General features: G+C 33.7%; 19 protein-coding genes and 1 pseudogene. 15 read left to right on the top strand and 5 right to left on the bottom strand.

What is annotated here, in order from left to right:
• The first annotated feature begins 107 nt into the window (after positions 1-107).
• The 3 genes from GJV77_RS03330 (at position 108) to GJV77_RS03320 (ending at position 1,862) form a co-directional block, all read left to right on the top strand.
• Complete coding sequence (locus tag GJV77_RS03330) at positions 108-866, top strand: hypothetical protein (RefSeq protein ID WP_162853983.1); 759 nt, start codon at positions 108-110, stop codon at positions 864-866.
• 88 nt (positions 867-954) lie between these two features.
• Entirely contained in the window at positions 955-1,293 is a 339-nt protein-coding gene (locus GJV77_RS03325; RefSeq protein ID WP_155034936.1) for a Sec-independent protein translocase subunit TatA/TatB, read from the top strand.
• Positions 1,293-1,862, top strand: coding sequence for a phosphatase PAP2 family protein (locus GJV77_RS03320; RefSeq protein WP_155034935.1), 570 nt, complete (start codon positions 1,293-1,295; stop codon positions 1,860-1,862). The genes GJV77_RS03325 and GJV77_RS03320 overlap by 1 nt, the downstream gene beginning before the upstream one ends.
• Positions 1,863-1,918: 56 nt before the next feature.
• On the opposite strand, the gene GJV77_RS03315 is transcribed toward GJV77_RS03320, so the two are convergent.
• A complete protein-coding gene (locus GJV77_RS03315) occupies positions 1,919-2,560 on the bottom strand; it encodes an O-methyltransferase (protein ID WP_155034934.1) in 642 nt (213 codons plus the stop codon).
• A gap of 205 nt (positions 2,561-2,765) precedes the next feature.
• Between GJV77_RS03315 and GJV77_RS03310 the strand changes: the two genes are divergently transcribed.
• The 4 genes and pseudogenes from GJV77_RS03310 (at position 2,766) to GJV77_RS03295 (ending at position 7,390) form a co-directional block, all read left to right on the top strand.
• On the top strand, positions 2,766-3,932 hold the full coding sequence (locus tag GJV77_RS03310) for a serine hydrolase domain-containing protein (protein WP_155034933.1): 1,167 nt from the start codon (positions 2,766-2,768) through the stop codon (positions 3,930-3,932).
• Positions 3,925-4,653, top strand: a pseudogene (locus GJV77_RS03305) (3'-5' exonuclease). The gene GJV77_RS03310 and the pseudogene GJV77_RS03305 overlap by 8 nt, the downstream one beginning before the upstream one ends.
• 467 nt (positions 4,654-5,120) lie before the next feature.
• Positions 5,121-5,579, top strand: coding sequence for an OsmC family protein (locus tag GJV77_RS03300; RefSeq protein WP_155034932.1), 459 nt, complete (start codon positions 5,121-5,123; stop codon positions 5,577-5,579).
• A gap of 125 nt (positions 5,580-5,704) precedes the next feature.
• Complete coding sequence (locus GJV77_RS03295; protein ID WP_155034931.1) at positions 5,705-7,390, top strand: ABC transporter ATP-binding protein; 1,686 nt, start codon at positions 5,705-5,707, stop codon at positions 7,388-7,390.
• Positions 7,391-7,419: 29 nt separating this feature from the next.
• Here the strand turns inward: GJV77_RS03295 and GJV77_RS03290 are convergent, their stop codons facing one another.
• Positions 7,420-8,763, bottom strand: coding sequence for a saccharopine dehydrogenase C-terminal domain-containing protein (locus GJV77_RS03290; RefSeq protein WP_155034930.1), 1,344 nt, complete (start codon positions 8,761-8,763; stop codon positions 7,420-7,422).
• A 120-nt stretch (positions 8,764-8,883) separates the two neighbouring features.
• Between GJV77_RS03290 and GJV77_RS03285 the strand changes: the two genes are divergently transcribed.
• Together GJV77_RS03285 and pckA are read left to right on the top strand one after the other, a co-directional pair.
• Positions 8,884-9,279: a DUF423 domain-containing protein gene (locus GJV77_RS03285; RefSeq protein ID WP_155034929.1), complete on the top strand. Its 396-nt coding sequence runs from the start codon at positions 8,884-8,886 to the stop codon at positions 9,277-9,279.
• 73 nt (positions 9,280-9,352) lie between these two features.
• Positions 9,353-10,966 carry a phosphoenolpyruvate carboxykinase (ATP) gene (gene pckA, locus GJV77_RS03280; protein WP_155034928.1) on the top strand — a complete coding sequence of 538 codons (1,614 nt, stop codon included), beginning with the start codon at positions 9,353-9,355 and terminating at the stop codon, positions 10,964-10,966.
• Positions 10,967-11,044: 78 nt separating this feature from the next.
• Here pckA and GJV77_RS03275 read toward each other — a convergent pair whose 3' ends face one another.
• Together GJV77_RS03275 and GJV77_RS03270 are read right to left on the bottom strand one after the other, a co-directional pair.
• A complete protein-coding gene (locus GJV77_RS03275; protein ID WP_155034927.1) occupies positions 11,045-11,788 on the bottom strand; it encodes a uroporphyrinogen-III synthase in 744 nt (247 codons plus the stop codon).
• Between the two features lie 15 nt (positions 11,789-11,803).
• Positions 11,804-12,475, bottom strand: a complete 672-nt coding sequence (locus tag GJV77_RS03270; protein ID WP_155034926.1) for a DUF4271 domain-containing protein — start codon at positions 12,473-12,475, stop codon at positions 11,804-11,806.
• A gap of 105 nt (positions 12,476-12,580) precedes the next feature.
• On the opposite strand from GJV77_RS03270, the gene GJV77_RS03265 reads away from it, so the two are divergent.
• The 3 genes from GJV77_RS03265 to GJV77_RS03255 are packed head-to-tail and all read left to right on the top strand — an operon-like array spanning position 12,581 to position 15,141.
• Positions 12,581-13,303 carry a polyprenol monophosphomannose synthase gene (locus tag GJV77_RS03265; protein WP_155034925.1) on the top strand — a complete coding sequence of 241 codons (723 nt, stop codon included), beginning with the start codon at positions 12,581-12,583 and terminating at the stop codon, positions 13,301-13,303.
• Complete coding sequence (locus GJV77_RS03260) at positions 13,303-14,640, top strand: dihydroorotase (RefSeq protein ID WP_155034924.1); 1,338 nt, start codon at positions 13,303-13,305, stop codon at positions 14,638-14,640. The genes GJV77_RS03265 and GJV77_RS03260 overlap by 1 nt, the downstream gene beginning before the upstream one ends.
• Positions 14,641-14,652: 12 nt before the next feature.
• On the top strand, positions 14,653-15,141 hold the full coding sequence (locus GJV77_RS03255; protein ID WP_155034923.1) for a DUF4296 domain-containing protein: 489 nt from the start codon (positions 14,653-14,655) through the stop codon (positions 15,139-15,141).
• Positions 15,142-15,193: 52 nt separating this feature from the next.
• On the opposite strand, the gene GJV77_RS03250 is transcribed toward GJV77_RS03255, so the two are convergent.
• Positions 15,194-16,198, bottom strand: a complete 1,005-nt coding sequence (locus tag GJV77_RS03250; RefSeq protein ID WP_155034922.1) for an NAD-dependent epimerase/dehydratase family protein — start codon at positions 16,196-16,198, stop codon at positions 15,194-15,196.
• A 183-nt stretch (positions 16,199-16,381) separates the two neighbouring features.
• On the opposite strand from GJV77_RS03250, the gene tyrS reads away from it, so the two are divergent.
• The 3 genes from tyrS to GJV77_RS03235 all read left to right on the top strand — a co-directional run bounded on the left by tyrS (position 16,382) and on the right by GJV77_RS03235 (position 22,939).
• Positions 16,382-17,674: a tyrosine--tRNA ligase gene (gene tyrS, locus GJV77_RS03245; RefSeq protein WP_155034921.1), complete on the top strand. Its 1,293-nt coding sequence runs from the start codon at positions 16,382-16,384 to the stop codon at positions 17,672-17,674.
• Between the two features lie 626 nt (positions 17,675-18,300).
• A complete protein-coding gene (locus GJV77_RS03240; RefSeq protein WP_155034920.1) occupies positions 18,301-21,399 on the top strand; it encodes a SusC/RagA family TonB-linked outer membrane protein in 3,099 nt (1,032 codons plus the stop codon).
• 4 nt (positions 21,400-21,403) lie between these two features.
• Positions 21,404-22,939, top strand: coding sequence for a RagB/SusD family nutrient uptake outer membrane protein (locus tag GJV77_RS03235; protein ID WP_155034919.1), 1,536 nt, complete (start codon positions 21,404-21,406; stop codon positions 22,937-22,939).
• Positions 22,940-23,661 lie beyond the last annotated feature (722 nt).

Here is a 23,661-nt window from a genome sequence, read left to right as displayed (position 1 = left end):
TTATCATGATTTATAATTTTTTAATCTAGAAATTATAGTAGTTTTGGTCTAGATACAAGATGTTTTTAATATTGGTATTGTAAAAGTTAAAAGAATAAAGAAATTAAATGTACAGAAAAATATTTTTATTAATGTTTACTTTCCTATTAGCTTTGGAAGGTTACTCACAAACGTCAAAGCTTATTAATGGGAAATTAGTCTCTCGTTCTAGAGATTTAGAGGGGGTGTATATATCGAATCTGCGAACAGGAGAAGAGATCTACAGTGAAAAAGGAGGTTACTTTTGGGTAAGAGCGCAAGTAAATGATACGATAATGTTTTCGAGTCCGTTGTTTGTGGCTTATCAACATGTTGTTGATAACGTTGATTTGAATAGAGATGTTATGTTGATCCCTTTAGAAAAGAATGATTTTTATACACAGTTAGATGAAATCATTATTCATAAGATATCAGCTGAATCTTTGGGATTAGTGCCTAAAGGGACGCGAATTTATACACCGGCTGAGAGTAAGCTCTACACAGCAACAAGTGGAGGTGGGATAATTCCTATAAGTGCTATCGTTAACTTAATATCTGGTCGTACTAAAATGTTGAAAAAGGCCTTTGAATACGAGAAGCAAGATAATCGTAAGAAACGTTTAATCGACTATTTTTCAGAAGAAAAATTTATTAAAGACTATAGTATTCCTGAAGATTATGTAGAAGGATTCGCCTATTATGCAGCTACAGATGAACAAATGGTAGGTCTAATGTCAGGAGGAGGATTTGAAAAAGAACGTGTCGAAAGTAGATTGGGTGAGTTGGCGATGGATTTTTTACAGTTAATAGCAAAAAAAGACGAAGATAAGTTACAGGGTTTAAAGTGATTTAACAAATGGTTCGTATTTTTGTATGAAAATAAAACGATTAAGTTTGTAGATTTGTAACCTTGTTTAATTAATAAACTGTAATAATATGTTTGGTATAGGAGGCGGTGAGTTTTTCTTTATATTACTTGTGATTTTAATGCTTTTTGGTTCGGATAAAGTTCCAGAAATGGCGCGAACATTTGCTAAGTTTATGACTCAAGTAAAGAATGCAACAAACGATATTAAGTACGAAATTACAAAAAGTGCTGAAGATAGCGGTATTAAAAAAGAAATTGATGGAGTGATTGAAGCCAATCCTCTGAAAGAAATTCAACAAGAAGTAGTGGATACCGTAGAGAACCCTTTAAGTGATCTGCAGCAAGAGGTAGAGAAACAAAAGGAAGATATAGAGAATTTGACAGGACCAATTAAAAGACAATTATAATGCTGGAAACTTTAGTAGGGTGGGATAAAGAATTAATGATATTACTAAATAATTTAGGAACAGAGACCTTTGATCCATTTTGGCGTTTTATTACTAAGCAATTCAACTGGTTGCCATTTTATGTAGTATTACTTTATGTTACTTACAGAAAGGTAGCGCTTAAAAAATTGATTTTAATATTAGTGTTTTTAGCTGCGTTAATCACTTTTACAGATCAGATGACAAACCTAGTAAAGTATACAGTGGCTCGTCCTCGACCATGTAATACGGAAGATATTATGGGAATGTTGAGAATTGTGAGGTGTAGTGATACGTTGAGTTTCTTTTCGGGACATGCTTCAAACTCAACAGCAACAATGTTATTTATGTTTTTAATTTTGAGAAGATATTATAAATACGCATATATTATTTTTGTATTCCCTTTAATCTTTGCCTATAGTAGAATTTATCTTTCACTACATTTTCCCGGAGATATACTAGTAGGAATGTGTGCTGGGGCTTTGTTTGGTTTTCTATTTTACAGGTTGTTTAAGTTTGTAGAGGTTAAGTTTTCAGATCGATTAGTATAAAAAAAATTATCAAATAATAGAAAAAGAGGTAATCTTATGGATTACCTCTTTTTCTATTATATAACTCTCGAAACAGTCAATCCATCTCTGATAGGTAGTAGGATAGTTTCTACCCTTGGATCGTCTTTTAGTAATTTATTGTATTTGTCAATTTCAATAGTTTGTTTGTCATTAGCTTTTATTTCCTCTAATACTTTTCCGGACCATAAAACGTTATCAGATAAAATAATACCTCCTTTGTTCATTTTCTCAATGATTAAATAAAAATAATTGGTGTAGTTCTTTTTATCTGCATCAATGAATACAAGGTCAAACTTTTTGTCTAAAGAAGGAATAATATCTATTGCGCTACCGACATGTTGTGTGATTTGACTTCCGTAAGGAGATAAGTTAAAGTACTTTCTTTGGAAATCGTGAAGCTCTTCATTAACATCAATAGTGTCAATTGTTCCATCTTTTCGTAGTCCTTCAGCTAAAGATAGTGTTGCATAGCCTGTAAAAGTACCTATTTCAAGAATGTTTTTAGGGTTAACTAATTTAGCAATCATGCTCAAGAACCTTCCTTGAAAGTGTCCACTTAACATTCTAGGTTGAAGTATTTTCTGATGAGTCTCTTTGTCTAATTGAGCTAATAATTCAGGTTCATTTTCTGAATGTTGTGTAGCGTAATCTTCAAGATGATGAGAAATAAAATGCATAATCTAAAAATCTATTTATAGTGCAAAGATAGTTTATTCACTGTTTTGATGGATATATGGTTTTGAAAAAGTACTTCAAGAGGGGAAAATGACTATTTATTAATCGAATGTAAAAAATAATTTAACTATTTATTATAAAAGAGTAAAGTATTGTGTATGTACTAATAAAATGTTTATTTTTAAGGAGTTAACTAACTGTACAAAGATGAAAGTAATTAAAAGTGTTTTAAAGTGGAGTATACTAGTAGTTGTATTGCTGGTAGGGTTAATGTATGTTTTTAAAGTAGAATATTTGTTTACGGCTGTTCGTACGATTTATTTTAATGGATATAAAACGGCTTTTTTAGATGATTATAAATATTTTCCAACCCGAAGAATTCCAAATGATGATGCGAATATACAATTGTGGCCTATTGCTAAAGATTATAATAAGGTTCCTGCAACTGCTAAATTGGAGCAAACACACAAAGATCTTCAGACGATTGCATATTTGATTATTAAGAATGATAGTTTGTGGCATGAGAGCTATTTTGAGGGATATGATAAGGATTCGTATACAAACTCGTTTTCTATGGCAAAGAGTATCGTGTCAGCTGCTTTTGGCAAAGCATTGCAATTAGAACAAATTAAAGATGAGTATGCTAAGGTTGTTGATTTTATTCCAGAATTGAAAGGGCGGTATAAGGATGAATTAACTGTTGCTGATTTATCAAAAATGTCTTCAGGATTAAAGTGGGACGAGGCTTATTATAGTCCTTTTTCAATTATGACAGAAGTCTATTTTGTCAGTGATTTAAGAAAGGTAATGCGAGGCATAGATGTTGTTGATCAACCAGGCAAAGAGTTTATTTATAAAAGTGGAGATACTGAAATGCTTACGATGGTTTTGGAGAAAGCTACAGGTGAAAATCTGTCTGATTATGTTTCAAAGCATTTTTGGAAACCCATGGGGGCTGAGAGTTCAGCAATATGGCAATTGGATCACAAGAATACAGGGATTGAAAAGTCGTTTTGTTGTTTTACAAGTAATGCTAGAGACTTTGCTCGTTTTGGTAAATTATACAAAGATTACGGTCGATGGAATGGAAAACAAATACTTGATAGTGTATTTGTGTCTAAGTCAATACAGTCTCAATATGATAATGGTCCAGAGTATGGCTATGGATGGTGGCTTGTAAATTATCGCGATCAAGATTTTTTCTATATGAGGGGGCATTTAGGGCAGTTTGTAATTGTTTCGCCAAAGGATGATTTGATTATTGTACGATTAGGGCATTTAAAAGGAGTGCAAACAGATGAAGATCCGCATAGTAATGATTTATATGTTTATATCGATGAAGCATATAATATGTTAGGAAAAAGAGATGAATAATTCTTTGCCTTTAGATAGAATATCACTTGAACATATTTTGTTTTTAGATATTGAGACTGTTCCGGCAGCAGAGCATTTCGATATGTTAGATGAAGAAATGAAAGAGTTATTTGATAAAAAGACTCGGTATCAACGCAAAGATGAAGCAACAGTGTCTGAGTTTTATAGTCAAGCGGGTATTTGGGCTGAGTTTGGGAAAATAGTGTGTATTTCTGTAGGATATTTTTCATGTAAAAACGATACAAGAAGTTTTAGGTTAACTTCATTTCATGGAGAAGAAAAGGTTTTACCTATGCAATTTTCAGCGCTCTTGAATTAGTACTTTTCGAGACCTTTTCATTTAATGTGTGGACATAACATTAAGGAATTTGACCTGCCGTTTATTGCTCGACGAATGTTGATTAATGGGGTGAAAATCCCCATAAAGTTGAATTTATTTGGGAAAAAGCCATGGGAGGTTCCTCATCTCGATACGATGGAGTTGTGAAAATTCGGTGATTTTAAACATTTTACTTCGTTACAGCTATTGACTAAAATACTAGATATTTCTTCTCCAAAGGACGATATAGACGGGGCAGGTGTTTTTAAAGTGTATTATGAAGAGCATAATATTCCTAAAATTGTCACTTATTGTGAAAAGGATGTTGTGGCTGTGGCACAAGTATTGCTCAGATTTAGGGGAGAGAGGTTGTTAGAAAATGTAGAAATAATTTCTGTTTAATGTAAAGTGCTAATTTTTTTTGTTGAATTTACAAAATGAGAGAAAAAATTATTTATATTTGTGATACAGAATTTAGAAAATGCAAACAATTAATACATATAAGAATTCCTCAAAGAAGTATACAATGCGATTAGGTGTGTTGAGAGGTCTTGTATAATTGTAGGATTAATATATACAATATAATAAAAAGCCTCTATTAATGATAGGGGCTTTTTTGTTTATAAGCAAAAAAGTAAAGTTTAATAAAATAGGTTATGAATCATTATTACCAATTACTAACGGTTTCCAAAGTGTCTAAGAAGGCTACGTATATGATGCGTAAGTCGTGCTTTGGTATTGTATCCATTAGGTTGTGTGAATAATTCATAATAATATTTTTGAATGATTTTTCGTAGGTCCTTTTGGTAGTTTGATATCAAAAGGACCTTTTTTTATAGTTTATTATTAATATTTAAAAAGAACATAAAATGAAAAAAGATGTTGTAAAAGTTTTAGGGTTTTCTGCTAGGTCAAAACAATTTGCAGTAAAGACGGCTAACTTTTCTTTTACTGTAAATGATGGTAGAGATTTAGTTAGGGTAGAACAAATTGATTCTGAGGAATTATTGTTGGCTAAATTAGCAGGTAGTATTCACTATATTGGCAATCTTATAGGGAATACTTTAAATCTTGATTTAAAGTCAATTCAGATTGAAGTAAAAGGAGAAAAAAAGCAAACGGTATCTGAAGAGATCAATATATCGGATGTTAATCAGTTTTCTAAAATAGATGTGATTGTTAAGCCTACGACCCCTGCATCAATAATATTGCTTAAAGAGTGGATTGATGCTGTAAAAGCAGCTTGTCCTGTGTTTACGGATTTTAAAAAAGAAACAAAGACTATTGTGACTTTAGTGAAAGAATATGATCAATTTAATGTAGCATAATATGTTTTTAATCAATTGTAGAATACTAAAGAAACTGTATAATATAGAGCGATTTATAAGTAGTCTATATTATATAGTTTTTTTAATGGTATTTTTGTACTTAAGAAATAAGCAATTGATACATTATGATTTCCACCAAACCATTATTAGTAGTTAAAGATTTAACGATTGTAGTTGATTCTCTTGAAGAAAAAGAAATTGTGCGTCATAGTACTTTTAATGTCTATAGGGGAGAAATTTTGGGAATTGTTGGTGAATCTGGGTCAGGAAAATCAATGACATCACTTGCTATAATGGGGCTGCTTTCAAAGAGTGGCTTACGAATTAAATCAGGAAGCATACGGTTTGAAGATCATGACTTATTAGAGCTTACTGAGTTAGCCTATCAAGGAATTCGTGGTAATGGAATTTCAATGATTTTTCAAGAGCCAATGACAGCTTTAAACCCGACAATGCGCTGTGGCGAACAAGTTGTAGAAATGTTAAAAACACATCAGGTGTTCAGCTCTCATGAAGTAATAAAAAATCAAGTAATTTCGTTATTTGATAAAGTTAAATTGCCCGAACCAGAAGGAGTATTTAATAAATACCCTCATCAGTTGTCAGGAGGACAGAAACAACGAATTATGATTGCTATGGCAATTGCCTGTAAACCTTCTTTGTTGATAGCAGATGAGCCTACTACAGCATTAGATGTGACTGTTCAGAAGGACATTATAGCGCTTTTAAAAGAGTTACAAGAGGAGACAGGAATGAGTATTATTTTTATTTCACATGACCTAGGTGTGATTTCCTCTATTGCTGATCGTGTATTGGTAATGTATAAAGGAAATATTGTAGAGCAAGGAGATGTAAATGATATTTTTAACAATCCTAAAGAAGTGTATACACAGGCATTGATTGCTTCTCGTCCTAGTACAGATTTTCGTCTAAAACAATTGCCTACAATTACTGATTTTTTAAACGATACAGTTGATTCTACTATAATTAGTGTTGAAGAGAGAAGGTCTTTTCACAAAGAGTTATATTCAGAGAAGCCATTATTAGAAGTTCGTCAAGTGTATAAGGATTATTTGATTAAACAAGGCTTTTTTAAATCGGGAGTATTTCGGGCATTAAATAATGTAAGTTTTGCCGTTTATGAAGGAGAGACTTTAGGATTGGTTGGTGAAAGCGGTTGTGGTAAATCAACATTAGGGAATGCTATACTTCAGTTAGATAAAGTTTCAAAAGGAGAGATATTTTACAAGGGAACAGATATAACTAAGTTAAATAAATCGGAGGTGCGCAAACTTAGAAGAGAAATACAAATTATATTCCAAGATCCTTATTCTTCATTAAACCCTAGGCTTACAGTAGGTGAGGCAATAAAAGAACCAATGGATGTATATAAAGTCGGAAGAAATTCAAAAGAAAGAAAAGCTTTAGTTATTGATATTCTGAAGCGTGTAGGACTAGAAGAAGACGCTTATCAAAAATATCCTCATGAGTTTTCAGGTGGACAACGTCAGCGAATAGGTATTGCTCGTGCAATAGCACTGAATCCTAAGTTAATTATTTGTGATGAGTCGGTATCTGCACTAGATATTTCTGTCCAAGCACAGGTATTGAATTTATTGAATGAATTAAAAGATAAATTCAAGTTTACCTATATTTTTATTTCACACGACTTAGCTGTTGTTAAATATATGTCAGATCAGATTATTGTCATGAATAAAGGTAAGATTGAAGAACACGGTGAAGCCGATGCACTATATGCAAATGCATTGAAAGAGTATACTCGTAAATTAATACAAGCTATACCTAAATAAAAGCCCCTCACTTGAGGGACTATTGTGTTTTATATATCTTGCTCTTCTTCAGTAAACGAGATATTGTTTTGGTGTAATTCTTCTAAGATTGGAAGGTAAATGTCTTTTGTAATAGGCAATTGAACACCTGGCTTATTTATTTGTTTATTAAGAATCATTAATGTTGCGATTGCAACAGGGAGTCCAACTGTTTTAGCCATTGCTGTATATGTTTGATTATCTCCAATACATGCCATTGTAGCATTAATTTGTTTATTCTTATTTTTGAGAGTGTATTTGATTCTATGATACATGATAATCATGTCTTTGTCCTGTGGTTCCAAAGCCCACTTTTCGTTGAGTATTTTTTCTAGAATTTGTGCTGGTGTTGCATTTTGGATATTAACTTTTTTTGTGCTGTTAAATAGGTCAAGTTCTTGTATCTTTAACCATACAGAATCATGTGGTGCAATATGTAAGGCAAGTTTAAATTTTGCTTCAATGGAGTCTGTAGGGTGAAAGGGAAGAAATAGATCAATGAAATCTTTATAAGTTAAATTCTTACTATTGTCAATAGTGTAAGAGTCATCGGTTAGACCTAAATCAACAAATAAACTCCAGGCACGAGAATAGCCAAGACGTCTAATGGTTCCTCTTATAATTGTGGAAGCATCTTGGAGGCCATAATCATTTTGATATTTTAAAGAGTCTCTATTTGCGTACACTTCATAATCTTCATGATTGTTAATGGTTAGACGTTCAGCTCTTCTGAATAACTGCGTATAGGGAATAAGTTTAAATTGTCCTTCTTTAAGGTATTTGGCAGCAGTTCCTTGTCCCGCTACAACTACATTTCTTGGATTCCAGGTGAATTTATAGTTCCAATAATTATTGTCAGATTCTGGAGCTATTAATCCGCCACAATAAGACTCAAAGGATTTTATTTTACCACCTTTTTCTTTGATGTCATTAATCATGCGCATAGCACTCATATGATCAATACCTGGATCTAGCCCCACTTCATTCATAAAGATTAGTTTTGCGTTTCTTACTTCAGTGTCTAATTCTTTCATCTGTGGACTGATGTAAGAGGCAGTAACAAGGTGCTTTTTTTGTAGCAAGCATTCTTTTGCTAGGATAAGATGTAAATTAGCAGGTAACATTGATATTACAATATCTGATTTACTAACTTCTTTAGCTCTAACTTTATCTTCGAATATGTCAAATACGATTGGAGTTGCATTGGTGTGATTTAATGCTTTTTTCTGTGCAGAGATTAAAGAGATATCCCCTATTGTTAGATGTAAGTGTTCTTGTTCAGATTTATCTAGTAGGTATTTAATCATTGAGGAAGCGGATCTTCCTGCTCCTACGATTAGAATGTTTCTTTTCATGATTTGGTAAGTTGGTTATAGTTATACTAATTTAAGAAAATAGTCCATCTAATGAAACGGTTACTGTAAATAATGCAAGTATATTCAGTGAATTAATTGTATCTTTGTGCGAAAAATAAGATGGCACGTAGAGTATTAGCTATTGCTACACTAATAGGGGCACTAGGAATAGTATTGGGAGCCTTTGGCGCTCATGGTCTGAAAAAAATTGTAACTGAAACGCAGGTTGCTACGTTTGAGATTGGAGTACGTTATTTAATGTATCATGTTTTTTTCTTATTATTCATAGGGATGAGTACGATGTTTACCGACAAAGCTAAGAAAGTAATAATGTATTTAGTTTTGCTAGGGATGTTGTTCTTTTCTGGGTCTATATTTTTATTGACGTTTAAAGATATCTTACCTTTAAAGGTTAGTGTAATTGGACCGATAACTCCACTAGGAGGAGTCTTGTTTATCTCAGCATGGCTTTACGCTTGTATAACAGTCTTTAAGACGAAAAAAAGTATTAAATAGGTTATAGACTATTTATATTTTAAATTTATTTCTAAGTTTGCATACAAATTAATACACAACATAAATAATGAAAATGGATATTTCAGAATCAATTTCACTTGATAAATATGGTATTAAAGATGTCGTAGAAGTGATTTACAACCCTTCATACGATGTTTTATATAAGGAAGAAACAAATCCTGAGTTAACAGGATTTGATAAAGGTGTGGTAACAGAGCTAGGTGCTGTTAATGTGATGACAGGTGAGTTTACAGGACGTTCGCCTAAAGACAAGTATATTGTTAAGGACGCGGTAACTGAAAATACAATTTGGTGGAATACGCCGGAGTCTCCAAATGACAACAAGCCTATCGATGGAAAAACGTGGGATGCTTTAAAGGCAAACACTGTTGATCAATTGTCTGGAAAGCGACTATATGTAGTAGATGCTTTTTGTGGTGCAAATGAGAATACTCGTTTAAAAGTTAGATTCATTATGGAAGTGGCTTGGCAAGCACACTTCGTTACGAATATGTTTATTCGTCCAACCGCTGAAGAATTGGTTAACTTTGGTGAGCCTGATTTCGTAGTGATGAATGGTTCAAAGACATCATTTAAAGACTATAAGTCGTACGGATTAAACTCTGAAGTTTATGTGGCATTTAACTTGACTGAAAAGATTCAGGTTATCGGTGGAACATGGTATGGAGGAGAAATGAAAAAAGGTATGTTTGCTATGATGAACTATTACTTACCATTGAAGGGAATGGCTGCTATGCACTGTTCTGCTAATAAAGGTAAGGAAGGAGATGTAGCTGTCTTTTTTGGACTTTCTGGAACAGGAAAGACTACTTTATCAACAGACCCAAAACGTGAATTAATTGGTGACGATGAGCACGGATGGGATGATGAAGGGGTATTTAACTTCGAAGGAGGTTGTTATGCTAAGACAATCAACTTATGTCAAGAAAATGAGCCAGATATTTATGGTGCTATTCGTCGTGATGCTTTATTAGAAAACGTTACAGTTGATGCGGGTGGTAAGATTGACTTTAATGATGGATCAGTTACACAAAATACACGTGTATCTTACCCAATCAATCATATTGAAAATATTGTTAAGCCTGTGTCTAAAGCGGGACCAGCAACTAAAGTTATTTTCTTAACAGCAGATGCTTTTGGAGTAATGCCTCCAGTTTCTAAATTAACTCCGGAACAAACAAAATACTACTTCTTATCTGGATTTACTGCTAAGTTAGCTGGTACTGAGCGTGGAGTTACTAAACCTGAGCCTACTTTCTCTGCTTGTTTTGGTAAAGCATTTTTATCATTACACCCAACGCAATATGCTGAGGAATTGGTGAAAAAAATGGAAGCAAATAATGCTACTGCATATATGGTTAATACTGGTTGGAACGGTACAGGTAAACGTATCTCTATTAAGGATACACGTGCTATCATTGATCGTATCTTAGATGGTTCGATTGAGAAGGCTGAGACTGTAGTTGTACCAGTTTATAATTTAACTGTTCCTACTGCATTAGAAGGCGTTGATACTAATATTTTAGATCCTCGTAATACTTATGTTGATAGTAATGAATGGGAAGGTAAAGCAAAAGAATTAGCTTCTTTATTTATTGAGAACTTTAAGTTGTATTCAACTAATGATGAAGGTAAAGCGCTTGTAGTTGCTGGACCTGAAATTTAATCAGTGCAATATAGCTATAAAAAAGTCCCCTTAACCAAATGTTAAGGGGACTTTTTTATAGCTTAAGGTTTAAGCCTATTATTTATTTACTTTTTGAATATATTTTTCTAAAGCAGCTGTCATAGATGGAGTCTCTGGGGCAGGAGCCATAATATCTACGCGGAGGTTGTGATCTAATGTTTCCTTTTGTGTAGTAGTACCAAATACAGCGATACGTGTACTATCTTGAGTGAAATCTGGGAAGTTTTTAAACAAAGACTTAATTCCAGTAGGACTAAAGAATACTAATACATCATATTTAACATCTGCTAAATCCGATAGATCACTCATTACTGTTCTATAGAAAATTCCAGGAGTCCAGTTGACTTTTAGTTGGTCTAATGTCGTTGGGACATCACTATTCAATTGATCAGATGCAGGTAATAAGAATTTTTCGTCTTTGTATTTCTTAATTAAAGGAGCTAATTCAGTAAAGTCTTTTTGACCTACATAGATCTTTCTTTTTCTGTAAACAACATACTTTTGTAAATAGTAAGCTACAGCTTCTGATTGACAAAAGTACTTTAGTGTTTCAGGTATTTTAAAGCGCATTTCTTCTGCAACACGAAAGAAATGATCTACTGAATTCTTACTGGTTAGAATAATAGCAGTAAAGTTGTGTAAATCAATTTTCTGGTGTCTTACATCTTTAGCTTCTACGCCCTCTACGTGTATAAAGGGTCTAAAGTCAATTTTTACTTTGTATTTTTGTTCTAACTCAAAGTAAGGTGAATTCTCCACTTTAGGCGCTGGTTGAGAAACCAAAATTGTTTTCACTTTCATAGTTATGATTCTTATTTATGCTCGTATACTTTTAAACCAAAAATAGAGTAGAAAATAAGGAGCTATTTCAAGGGTGCAAAGATACAAAATAAAATAGAACAACTTATTTAATATTGATTTTTGATTGTTTTTTATAAAAATGATATATAGGAGGATATTTGTTGCGATTAATGTAAAAATTAGAATGAGTAATAACACTCTATTATTAATATCATTGTAAAAAAGTAGAATATCTAAGAAAAGAAGTAACATTCCTAAATAATTTCTGTAAGTAACTTTTAATAAGTTAAGTGAGTCTGCAAATTCTTCTATATCAAACGATATCGATATAATTTTATCTAATAGGTATTTGGCAATAACGAAAAATGTAACAAAATTGATTATTTGTACAAAAGTTATCAAATTCATTTGGTATATAAAACCGAACTCTTTTAAGATAATTTGCAAGAAGAAAGTGATGGAAACCAACTGTATAAAGAGAAAAGAAAGGGTGAAACTATTTCTTAGATTAGTATTGTCTTTATATATCTTTATATACTTGTCTGATGCGGCTAGTTTAGTGAATTCTGTGAATCGCACGCTAAATACAGTTCTGTTGATTGCAAGTACAGCAAAGGAAATAAAGAATAAGATGGTAGCCCAATCTTTGTTTTGCGTAACTCTATCTATTAAAACTATATTTTCCATATCGAATGCAAAATTAATGATTTTTTTGCCTGTATCTATTGTTTGTATATTATTTAAGTTTCATCTGTGTATAAAAAGGTTACTTTTGTAATCAAATAATCTATAATGAGTTCTGGATTAGTAATCATACCTACCTATAACGAGATTGAGAATATTTATCAAATCATACCTGCTGTTTTGGATTTAGAACAGCAGTTTGATGTTTTGATTGTTGATGATAACTCTCCTGATAACACGGCTGATGCTGTCGTTGAATTACAGCAGAAATACCCTGGACGACTTTTCTTAGAAAAAAGATTGAGTAAAGATGGTTTAGGGACAGCTTATGTTCATGGTTTTAAATGGGCCTTAGTTAGAAAATATGAATATGTGTTTGAAATGGATGCGGATTTTTCTCATAATCCCAATGATTTGCCTCGTTTGTTGAAGTCATGCCAACGCAATGGAGGATTAGCGATCGGCTCTAGATATGTTACTGGTGTAAATGTTGTTAATTGGCCATTGAATAGAGTTTTGTTATCGTATGGTGCTTCTGTTTATGTTCGAATGATTACAGGTATGAGAATTCATGATACGACAGCCGGTTTTGTTTGCTTCTCTCGTAGTGTTTTAGAAGCGATTGACTTAAGTAAAATTCGCTTTGTAGGATACGCTTTTCAGATTGAAATGAAATATCGTACTTATGTGAAGAACTTTGAGATAGAAGAAGTGCCGATTATTTTTACTGACCGAACGCGTGGTGAGTCAAAAATGTCTGGAGGTATTATAAAAGAGGCAATTTTTGGAGTAATCTCGCTCCGTATTAGAAAACTACTAAACACATTATAATGACAAATTACTTGATTAAAAACGGTACGATTATCAACGAGGGTATTCGTGTAATTGCAGATTTATTAATTGAAAATGGAAGGATTAAGAAGATAGGTGTAGATTTAAATGCTGATAGAGAGGTTCAAGTGATTGATGCTAAAGGTAAGCTTGTACTACCTGGAATGATTGATGATCAGGTACACTTTAGAGAGCCAGGCTTGACTCATAAAGGAGATATTGCATCCGAATCTAAGGCAGCTGTGGCTGGAGGGATTACCTCTTTTATTGAACAGCCTAATACTATTCCTAATGCTGTCTCACAAGAGATATTAGAACAAAAATATCAAAGAGCAGATGAAGTTTCTTTTGCTAACTATTCATTTATGATGGGTGGGACAAACAATAATCTTGATGAAGTACTTAAAACTAATCCTCGAAATGTAGCAGGGATTAAATTGTTTTTAGGCTCTTCTACAGGAAATATGTTAGTTGATGATCAAGAGGTGTTAGAAAAAATCTTTTCAAGTACATCAATGTTGATTGCTGTTCATGCTGAAGATGAGGCTACTATCCGAGAGAATATGGCAGCACACGTTGAGAAGTATGGTGATGATATTCCAGTGAGTTGTCATCCAGCTATACGAAGTGCGGAAGCTTGTTATCTATCTTCTTCAAAAGCTATCGAACTCGCTAAGAAAACTGGAGCGAGACTACATGTATTCCATGTTTCTACAGCGAAAGAAACGGAATTGTTTAGAAACGATATTCCATTGAAAGACAAAAAAATTACTGCTGAAGTATGTGTACATCACCTGTGGTTCTCTGATAAGGACTATGAATCTAAAGGGAATTTTATCAAATGGAATCCTGCTGTTAAGTCCGCAGCGGATAGAGAAGGGCTTTGGAAAGCATTATTAGATGATCGTATTGATGTAATTGCAACGGATCATGCGCCACATACGTTAGAAGAGAAAAGTAAACCTTACGGGCAAGCTCCTTCTGGGGGGCCTTTAGTTCAACATGCGCTAATAGCTCTTTTAGAAGCGGCTCGAGAAGGGAAAATTACTGTAGAGAAAATAGTAGAGAAAACAGCACATAACCCAGCTACACTTTTCCAAATTGAAAAAAGAGGGTATTTGCGTGAAGGTTATCATGCTGATATTGTGATCGTTGATCCTGAAGTGGATTGGTCTGTTGATAAGTCAAATGTGTTGTATAAATGTGGTTGGTCTCCATTTGAAGGAACTAACTTTCATTCGAAAGTTATCCATACCTTTGTTAATGGTAGTTTAGTTTATTCAAACGGAAAATTATCGGATACGCATGCTGGACAAAGATTATTATTTGATCGTTAAAAATTAGTTTTGATGAAAAAACTTGTTTATCTATTTTTGGTTTTATTTGTTATGGTTTCTTGTCAAACAAAGAAACCGAAACCTTTTATTGAAGAGGATACAATGGAGGCAATCCTTTATGATATTGCTATTTTGTATGCAATTAATAATTCTTATGTGTACACGGCAACTAATGATAGTGTTCCTAGGTTGACGATGCAGTCTATTTTTAATAAATATCAAATTGATAGTTTGACGTTTACGACGAATAATCAATATTATATTAATTTAAATAAAGGGGTATATCAAGAGATTCAAGATAAGGTTTATGCGCGTATTAAGTTGAACCAAGCAATGTATGAACTTGATGATTACGTAAAACGTATTAATGAAATTGATAGTAATTATGTGAAAGCTATTAGAAATTCATTGATTCAGCAAATAGAAGCAAAACAAGATAGTATGGCAAACGCTACTAAAGGTGATTTAGTTCCTATGGAAAAGATACAGCCTACGGAGTAATTTATAATATACAAAAAAACATGGGGTTTTTGATAATCAATCCCCATGTTCTTTATTTATTAGATCGATGATATCTTACAATTTTAGGTATATAGGTTGTATATGGCGTAAATGTAAAAGCTAGAGTTTTTTTCACTTTAGTACTCTTATAAGTGTATGTAGTGTGTGAGGATATCGCCAGTGCTTTAGTAAAGCTTCTTTTTTTACGAGTGATAAAAGCTATAAACGCATCTAATCTCCATGCTATTTTACTACCTAAAGGGTTAGCATAGATATATGGTGGTTTTTTGTTCATCTGTTCTGCTATATAAGTCAAGAGTTCTTGATATGTAAGGTTTTCTGACACAAGAACAAACTTTTCGTTGTATTGATCATTTTGCATTAGTTGTACCATTATCTCGACTACATCTTCTACAGCAATGATACCGGTCAAACCCTTTGTGTAGAAAGGAAAGTCTTTTTCAATTTTTCGGAAAAACTCATTGCTACCCTCGTATCTGAAGCCAGCTCCAAAAATAATTCCCGGATTGACAATAATTGCTTTTAATCCTTCTTGCGTTCCTCTCCATACTTCCATTTCTGCGCCATATTTTGTGATGGCATAGTCACTGTGGTAGAGTTCAGGATTCCAGTTTGTCTTTTCATCGATCGTTTTGTCAGGAGAAAGTGTTTCACCTAAGGCAGCTATAGAACTTACATAGCAGAATTTATTGATGCCATAGGCAATGGAAAGATTAACCATATTTGCAGTACCTTCAATATTGGTTTGTCGTAACTTTCTTTCATCATTAGGGTCAAAGGAAACTAAAGCTGCGCAATGATAAACTTCCTGGATTCCTTCGAAAGCACTTTCTAAAGCAGGAATATCACACAAATCTGCTTTTACCCATTCAATTTTATAGAATAGCGTCTCTTTCTCTTTGTATTTAAAGAAAGAGAGTGTTTTATTAATACTGTCTTCGTTGCGATAGATAGCGCGTATCTTGGTGTTTTGTTCTAATAATTTTAGAACAAGGTTGGCACCAACCATTCCAGTTGCTCCTGTTACTAATTTCATACGTTAGACAAATGTAAGTTATCTGTTTTACATAGTGAAAAATTATGAAATAAACTTGAAAACTAACGCCTCTATTATTAGTTTCTAAAGAATAAATGTAGAAAACGATTAAAAGTGTAGTGTTTGATAAATTTTATTCCATAACCTAAGGTTTTGGGCTATCTTTGTCTAAAATTTATTTAAATGAAGAATTTTATTGAAGAAGTGACTTGGAGAGGAATGCTCCACGACGTAATGCCAGGCACTGAAGAACATTTGTTGGAGCAAATGCGTGCAGCATATGTGGGGATTGACCCAACAGCGGATTCATTGCATATTGGACATTTAGTAAGTGTAATGTTGTTAAAGCATTTTCAGTTAGCAGGGCATAAGCCGTATGCTCTTGTTGGAGGTGCTACTGGTATGGTTGGGGATCCTTCAGGGAAATCAAATGAGCGTAACTTATTAGATGAAGAAGCTTTACGTCATAATCAAAATGCTATTAAAGCTCAGTTAAGTCGCTTTTTGGACTTTAATTCAGGAGCTGAGAATGCTGCGGTATTAGTGAATAACTATGACTGGATGAAAGATTTCTCTTTCTTAGAGTTTATTCGTACGATAGGGAAACACATTACTGTGAATTATATGATGGCAAAGGATTCTGTGAAGAAAAGATTAAATGGAGAATTTCAAGATGGGATGTCTTTTACAGAGTTTTGTTATCAGTTAATGCAAGGCTATGACTTCTTACATTTATACAAAGAAAACAACATCACTTTGCAAATGGGGGGGTCTGATCAATGGGGTAATATTACTACAGGTACAGAGTTAATCCGTAGAACAATCAGTGAAAAGGCTTATGCGTTAACGTGTCCATTGATTACAAAAGCTGATGGTACTAAATTTGGAAAATCAGAAGGTGGTAATATTTGGCTATCTGCTGAATACACTTCTCCATATAAGTTTTACCAATATTGGTTGAATGTAGCAGATGTAGATGCTGAGCGCTATATTAAAATTTTCACTTTTATCTCTAGAGAGGATATTGAAGCACTTGTAAAAGAGCATGCTGAGGCACCTCATTTACGTGTATTGCAACGTCGTCTTGCCGAGGAAGTTACAATTATGGTTCATGGACAAGAACAATTAGATAATGCTATTAAGGCGTCTAATATCTTGTTTGGTAATTCTTCTACTGAAGATTTAAAACAGTTAGATGAAAAGACTTTCTTAGAAGTTTTTGATGGTGTTGGACAATCTGAAGTATCTCGTGCTGATATTGAGGCAGGAATGAACATTGTTGACGCATTGTCAGCTAATTCAACACTAGCATCTTCTAATGGTGATGCTCGTCGTTCACTACAGGCAAATTCTATTTCTGTAAACAAGGAAAAAGTGGCGGAAGAGTATGTGCTGGGTACAAATGATCTGATAAATGATCAGTTTATTTTATTGCAAAAAGGGAAAAAGAACTACTTCGTTTTATTAGTGAAGTAATTTAATTTTTATCATATACTTATAAGGGACTACTTCGTCAAGGGGTAGTCCTTTATTGTTGCTTATTATTCTTACTGAATAATTTATCAGAATGGGCTATTGCGTACTGCTTATGGGTTTGATTTGATTGTAAATAGTTAGTTTTTTATCGGTGAATGTATCGAAGTGTATCTATGCTATAGATTAAGATACTTTTGTGTAATGTGATTTATATAAGTCTAGTGTATTGGATAGGGTATTGAGGGGCTTTAGTGAATCTACCATATACATGGTATTTCATGTTTAATCTATGCGAAGTACATTTGTACCATCAATCAGTGATAAGTATAAAGTGCTTTTGTTTATTTCAAGGTAGAATAGACTTTTTAATCACTAGGATAAAAAATCAAACAAATTTTTTAAACAAAAAACGATGAGCTTAGTTGACAAAAAACGAGTGTTTGAGACTCGTGACTTACATCACTCTTATTTTTACTTTTCTACACAATTAGCTTCGTGTATGTGTTGTTAGTACTAAGCCTTTTTTAAGCACGGTTTTTGTTTACGTGCTTTTCCAAATTTTATTCAATAAATTATTTCGAATTACTAATTGAGACAAGTGTTGTACTTGTTTTAAATCTATTTGTATGCAAAAAATTTACTCAATTCTTTTTGTATTCATAGGTGTATTAACTATGAATGCGCAAGTAACGGTAGTTTCCGGAACAGTAGGTGATACTACTGGATCACTACCAGGTGTAAGTGTCTTAATCGATCAGAGTTCTGAGGGAACGATGACTGATTTAGAAGGGAATTACACTTTAAATGTTCGTCCTGGTCAAGTTTTGGTCTTTTCTTTTATAGGTTATCAGACGCAGAAGATTGCTTTTACGGGGCAAGAAAAAATAAATGTTGTATTACAAGAGGAGTCAGCAAACTTAGATGAAGTTTTGATTACGATTCCTTATGGTACAGCGGACAAGAGAAGTTATACGGGTTCTGTAGGCTTGGTTCAGGCTAAGAATATTGAACGTGCTCAAGTAAGTGATGTTTCTAAAGCATTAGAAGGTTCTGTAGCTGGTTTACAATCTTTTTCAGAGAGTGGTCAGCCAGGGTCTAAAGCTACAATACGTATTCGTGGGATTGGTTCTATGAATGCAGATAGTGAGCCTTTGTTTGTGGTTGATGGAGTGCCTTTTGAAGGTGGATTGAATTCTATTGCTGCTAGCGATATTGAATCTATCTCTGTATTAAAGGATGCTACTGCAGCTACGTTATATGGATCTAGAGCAGCGAATGGAGTTGTTATGATAACAACAAAACAGGGGATTCAAGAAAGTGCTCCTCAGTTTGAAATTAATGCTAAGCAAGGTATATCTAATCGTATGCGTAGTGATTATAATCAAGTGAATACAAACCAGTATATGGAGTTGCAATGGGAAGCTTTGCGCAATGGTCAAATGGATGTTGCAAATATGAGTGCTGATGCTGCTGCTGCATATGCTACAAAGAACTTAATTGGTTCTGTGGGAATTAATCCTTACGGTTTAGCAAATCCTAACCCAGTTGGTTTAGATGGTAAGCTATTACCTGGATTACAACCTCTTTGGAACGATGATTGGAGTGATGCATTATCGCAAAATGCTCGTTATACAGATGTGAATCTACGTGTAAGTGGAGGAGGTAAGTTAGCTAGATACTACGTGTCAGGTGGATATTTAAATGATCAAGGGTACGTTTTAGAATCAGGATTCAAACGTTTTAATTTGCGTTCAAATGTCGTTATTAAAGCAAAGGATTGGTTAGAATTAGGGGTTAATGTTTCGGGATCTCATTCATTACAGGATTACCCTAAGCAAGACGATAGCGCGATTAGTAATGTAATTGGATTTGCAAGAGGGCTTCCTTCTTTTTACCCTATATATGAGCGTGACTTAGCGACAGGGGCTTATCTAGTAGATCCTGAGACTGGAGGACGTATCTTTGATTATGGAAGTTACCGTACCACTTCTTACCGTAATTATAATCTTGTAGAAACTTTACCTTTGGATAAAAATGAGATTAAACGCGATGTGGCTGCTCTTAGAACTTATGCTGATTTTAGATTGATAGATAATCTAAAGTTTAAAACGTCATTGAGTTTAGATTATAATAGTCAATATGCTCACAATGTTGCAAATCCTAGTTTAGGTGCTTCCGCAAACTATGGTGGAAGTGTTAGCCGTAGCAACACTAGGACGGTTAACATGACTTTCAATAATGTTTTGAACTACAAGTTGGATATCGATGATAAGAATGCTGTTTCAGCTATGATAGGTCAGGAGTTTTATACTTATAACTCTAACTTATTCGGAGGGGCAAAAGAGCAAATTGCTATGATAGGTTTTGAAGAACCAGATGCTGCTTCTCGTTTGATTAACTTTTACGGTAAAGCTGATGAATATAAAATGTTGAGTTTTTTTGGAAGTTTAAATTATTCGTATGATAAGAAATATTATTTATCAGCTTCTTATCGTGCAGATGGATCTTCTCGTTTTGAGCCAAGTAATCGATGGGGGAGTTTTTGGTCGGTAGGTGCTTCATGGAGGATTATTGATGAGGACTTTATGAGTGATTACAGAGATTCTTGGTTGAGCAATTTATTGCTAAAGGCTAGTTATGGTGCACAAGGAAACGATCAAGTTGGATATTATGCATATCAAGGGTTGTTTAAGATTCAGAGTTATTTAGAAGATCCGGGGGTAGTAACGTCTCGTTTGGCTACTCCTGAGTTATCTTGGGAAACTAACTTAAATACGAATATAGGTTTAGATTTTGGGTTCTTTAATAATAGGTTATCTGGAACAGTTGAATATTTCGAACGTCGTTCAAAAGACTTGTTGTTTAGTCAACAGTTAGCACCATCTATTGGGTTTGCCTCTATGGATGTAAATATTGGAGGAATAAAAAACTATGGATGGGAGTTTACAGTGGAGGGAACTCCAGTTTATACAGAAGATTGGAAGTGGAATGTAGGATTGAATCTTACGACTTATAAGAATAAAATTACTTCTTTACCTAGTTCAGAAATTCAAAAAGGAAATCAAGTTTGGAAAGAAGGAGGATCGATTTATGATTTTTATTTAGTGGAATGGGCTGGTGTGAATCCTGAGAATGGTAATCCACAGTGGTATATTCAAAATGGAGATGGTAGTCGCTCGATTACTGAAGATTATACTGAAGCTAATAAGAAAGAGAATCGTGTGTATAAAGGTTCTTCATTACCTGATTTGACTGGAGGTTTTTTTACGGATTTAACATATAAAAATTGGCAGTTAACAGCAAACTTTACTTATACGCTAGGTGGTCAAATCTATAATAGAGATAAAGTAAGTCTATATCGTTCTGCAGGAAATGGTAGTACATGGTCTTCTGATATGATGGATCGTTGGACGCCTGAGAATCGATATACTGATGTAGCAAGATTAACTACTGATCCTAAGAGTAATTGGACGAATACATCAGATCGATTCTTAGTAGATCGTTCGTTTTTAAAGTTAAAGAATTTAACCTTATCGTACAATGTTCCTCAAGATTGGTTGCGTAAAGTTAGTCTAGCAAGTGCAACTGTATTTTTCCAGGCAGAAAATGTGTTTACTTGGACAAAAGAACAAGGATTTGATCCAGAACAAACGTTTGATGGATCTACTTATTTTAGATATCCAGCTATGAGAACGTTTTCACTAGGAGTTAATGTAAAATTGTAATGTTATGAAAAAATCAATAGTAAAATATATCATATTTAGTTTGTCTCTGTCTATGGGAGTTACTTCGTGCTCCTTAGATACTGAGCCAACAGATTCAGTTGTGAACGCAAATGTGTTCAAGACTGTGGAGGACACAGATAAAGTGTTGGTAGGTTCTTGGGCTTCTTTAATGGAGACTTTTTATACGTATGCTAATCCTGGTTTTGGTACTGTTTTACGTACAAATGATGCGATGGGGAATGATATAGTTGTAAATAGAAATTACGGATACCGAAATCACTACGCTTTTACGGCTTTGTATAACCGTGAAGGAACAAATACACATAGTTGGAATTTAACGTATAAGACAATTAATAATGCCAACAATGTAATTGAAAAAGTGTATGCTTCTAAGGGAAGTGTAATTGAAAAGCAACGTGTTAAAGGGCAGGCTTTAGCATTGAGAGGCTTTATGTATTTGCATTTAGCATCTAGTTATGCTTTAGCGGTAGATGTAAATCCAGATGCTATTGTAGGGCCTATATATTTGAAGGCTACTACTCCTACTACAGTGCCTAATCCAGGTGCTACTGTTGTAGAAGTTTATAATCAAGCAATTTCGGATTTAGAAGAAGCGTTGACGTTGATTCCTGAAAGTTATGTAAGAGATCACAAATATCAATTTGACCTAAATGTTGTTCAAGGCTTATTGGCGAGAGCTTATTTATATACGCAAAATTGGGAAAAGGCAAAGCTATACTCAGGAAAGGTTTTGAAGAAGTATTCTGGTTTAATGACAGAAGGGGATTATAAGTCTGGATTTAATGATGCTAGTAATGTTGAATGGATTTGGGCGCATCAACAAACAGCAAGTAATAGTAATGCATCTTATCAATTTAATTTCTTAGATGTAACTTCAAAAGAAAGCTATTATTTCAGTTTTAATGCCGATCCTTATTTTAAAGATTTATTTGATGATGGAGATTATAGAAAAAGTATGATTTACTGGGCTCCAGATCCGTCAAATGTAAAACCGAAACAAGGTAATGTTGCATATATGCGTTATGCTAAGTTCAAGTTTAAATCAGGTCGTATTGCTGATATCGTCTTGATGCGTAGCTCTGAAATGTATTTGATTAATGCTGAGGCATCTGCTCGTTTGGGTGATGCGTCAGCTTTGGAGACTCTAAATATACTTAAACGTGCACGTGGAGCACAAGAGTTGACAGGGCTTGATGGACAAGCATTAATAGAGCAAATTTGGATTGAAAGAAGAAAAGAACTATTTGGAGAAGGTTTTTCTCGTGTTGATATTGTTCGTAATCAATTGGCTGTAGAGCGTAAATTGTATCCACAAGATAAGCTAATTCCATACTCTTATGAAGTGATGGATGATAAAGGTAATATTGAGACAAAGACTGTAGGGTTGCTTCCGCAAGGGCACCGTGTGATAAGTTTTGCTGATAAGTCTCCCTTTGTTGCAAATAGTAAGTACTATGTATTCCGTATACCTGAAGTTGAGGAACTAGAAAACCCCAATTTATATCAAAATTTAAACTAGTCTAAGTGCTATATGTTGTTTGTTTCAACACACAGAGAGAGATTGCCCTTGTAAAAGGGTAGTCTCTTTTTTTTTAGCTAATTTTTTTAATTTATTAATCACATGGATTCTGGAGTTGGAAAAGTTTTCTTTATTGTGTTTACTAGCAGTGTTTTCGATTAGTATTAAGGGATAAAAAATATTTGATACATTTTTTAGAAGTTTAGTTGTATATATTGATTCGAGGTTGATACGCTAAGCTTGTTTAACGTACTTGGCATATCTTTTTTAGATGGTAAACCTTGTTTTTAGCAATGGTATAATTAATGCTTTTTTCGTTGTTGTAGTACTAGTTTATGAAATTTGATAGTTCGCTTTGGCATAGTTGATTTCTTTATTTCTGTCTTTTCTAGGTTTATTCAAGACCTATTCTTGCAGAATACGTGCACTTTGCTTGCCAAGGGTGTGCTTGTGGGCTGTTATACTGCAGGAATACTGTACCTTTAGCTATAGCTTGGCAATAGTCGCTCTCTTTTTAGCGTATTTATTAGTTGAAAATACTAGGGGGTAGAAGAGTGTTTTATGAGCTCTAGTTTTAAATCAGTTTCAACATTAGTTTTTACAATTGTAAAAATTAGAGCCTTTTGTAGTCAAGTAATAGGTTTAGGTTGTTTGTCTGTTAGAGTAAAAAAATACTTATTTTTCAAGAGGGCACTGAAAAAGTGAGCTAATTATGAGTTCTT

The organism is Myroides pelagicus, from assembly GCF_009711055.1.
GTDB lineage: Bacteria > Bacteroidota > Bacteroidia > Flavobacteriales > Flavobacteriaceae > Flavobacterium > Flavobacterium pelagicum.
The sequence above is the reverse complement of the archived record's forward strand: the minus strand, read 5'-3'. Positions and strand labels throughout refer to the sequence as shown.